2 protein-coding genes are annotated in these 2,268 nt (G+C 66.6%); one reads left to right on the top strand and one right to left on the bottom strand.

The window, feature by feature from the left end; all coding sequences use genetic code 11:
• Window positions 1-2,089 (bottom strand): SulP family inorganic anion transporter (locus NM1_RS40615; protein ID WP_246011794.1); only part of this gene is annotated, 2,089 nt, incomplete at its 3' end.
• On the opposite strand from NM1_RS40615, the gene NM1_RS44420 reads away from it, so the two are divergent.
• On the top strand, window positions 1,995-2,268 hold a 274-nt coding region (locus NM1_RS44420), incomplete at its 3' end, for a hypothetical protein (RefSeq protein ID WP_246011795.1). The two genes, NM1_RS40615 and NM1_RS44420, sit on opposite strands and share 95 nt — an antisense overlap.

Below are 2,268 nucleotides of genomic sequence, written 5' to 3'. Positions count from 1 at the left end.
GGTCGGTGATTTCGCTGATGCCGTCGACGGTGACTTCGAGTACGCAGGCGGTGGCGATGTCGAAGAACAGGCCGGAGACGGTGAGGCCGCGTTCGGTGACGGCGCGGCGCACGACCGGGTGGCTGTTCAACGTCTCCAGCTGCACGGCGACGTTGACCATGCTCAGCTGGGCGGCGTCGTCGTAGCCGGCGGCCTCGGCGGCGACGCGGACGGGGTGTCCGGCGGTGTAGGCGTCGAGGCTGGGGCGGCCGTGGGCGAGCCAGTTGTCCAAACCGGGTCCCGCGGACACCCCGGACAGCAGTGCTTTCATGGCGCCGCAGGAGGAGTGCCCGCACACCACGACGTTGCGGACTTTCAGGTTGTCGACCGCGAAGGCGAGGGCGGCTTCGACCGAGGCGTCGGAGCCGTCGGCGGGGTGCAGGTTGCCGACGTTGCGGACGGTGAACAGGTCCCCGGGACCGGAGTTGGTGATGACGTTCGGCACGATCCGCGAGTCCGCGCACGTCAGAAACAGGGAGTGCGGGTCCTGCTTGTCGCGCAGTTCGTCCAGGTGCGGGCGCACGACGTGGGCGTGGCTGCGGTGGTAGGCGGCGACACCGTCCCCGACCGGGTTCTCGCTGCGGTCGCGCCACGGGCCCAGGACCTCGTCGAGCATGCCGCGGGCGCGGCCGCGTTTGGGTGGTCCGGCGGTGGCGTGTTCCATGCGGGCGGTGCCGATCTCCACGAATTCGACGTTGCCGCCGGTGGATTCGTGCTGGCGGGCCCAGTCGTGGATGGCTTCGTAGGCGGCGTGGTCGAGGAAGTCGACGGTCAGCTCGACCAGCACGTCGGTGCCGGTGGGCACCTTCGCCAGCTCTTTGGTGAGTTTCGGTAGCGCCAGGAATGTGCAGGTGCCGTCGATGCTGACGATCCACCGGTCGGTGCCGGTCACCGGCGCGGCCTGCACCGACACCTTCACCACCCGCCACAGCAGCAGCGCGAACGCCAACGCCAACCCGATCAGCACGCCCTCGAGGAGATTCAAGAACACCACGCACACCATGGTCACCGCATACACGGCGAGGTCGCCGGTGCGGTGCGCGAGCCGGATGTGGGCCAGTTTCACCAACTGCACACCGACCACGATCAACAACCCGGCCAGAGCCGACTTCGGGATCTGCTGCACCACCCCGACCAGCGCGATGGAGAACACCAGGATCCAGATCCCGTGCAGCAACGCCGACGCCTTCGATTTCGCGCCCGCCGCCACATTCGTAGAGCTGCGCACGATCACACCGGTGACCGGCAGGCCACCGAGCAGGCCCGACGTCGCGTTCGCCGCGCCCTGAGCCATCAACTCACGATCGAAGTTGGTGCGCGCACCGGTATGCAACTTGTCCACCGCGACCGCCGACAGCAGGCTCTCCACACTCGCGATCAACGCGATCGTCAGCACCGCCAACGCGACACCGGCCCAATCACCGCTGGGCATGCCGGGCAGGCCGATCGCGTCGAAGATCGAACCGTCGATCTTGATGCGTTCCGGATTACCGGGCAGCACCAGCGACAACACCGTGCCCACCAGCACCGCCACCAACGGTCCCGGGATCACCTTCACCTTCGCCGGCACCCACCGCCACGCCACGATGATCCCGATCACGATCAACCCGATGACGAAGTCGTCACCATGCAGATTCAGCAACTGACCGGGCAGCTCGGTCAGGTTCTCCAACGCCGAACTGAACGACGAACCACCCAGCAGCACATGCACCTGCTGCAACGCGATGGTCACACCGATACCCGCGAGCATCGCGTGCACCACCACCGGCGCGATCGCCAACGCCGCCCGCGCGATCCGCGACAACCCGAACACGATCTGCAACAGACCCGCCGCGACCGTGATGAAACAGGTTGTCTTCCAGCCGAACTGGTTGATGGTCTCGGCCACCACCACCGTCAGACCCGCGGCCGGGCCACTGACCTGCAGCGGAGACCCACCCAGGACACCGACCACGATGCCACCCACCGCGGCCGCGATCAAACCCGCCGCGATAGGAGCACCCGAAGCAATAGCAATACCCAGCGACAACGGCAGGGCAACAAGGAACACCACGATCGACGCAGGCAGATCATGGCGGGTGATCGACGAAAACCTAGCAGACCACGAACCCCCCGGCGGGGAATCCGATCTAGACGTCGTATCGGTGTCGGTGGACATATTTCTCCTTCACCAGGCCGGTGGGCCGGTCCGGTCGGTCGAACATGTTCTCCAGGCATCGAAAGCAGCTG

It is taken from the genome of Nocardia mexicana NBRC 108244 (assembly GCF_001613165.1).
In the GTDB taxonomy this organism is placed as follows: domain Bacteria; phylum Actinomycetota; class Actinomycetes; order Mycobacteriales; family Mycobacteriaceae; genus Nocardia; species Nocardia mexicana.
The sequence above is the reverse complement of the archived record's forward strand: the minus strand, read 5'-3'. Positions and strand labels throughout refer to the sequence as shown.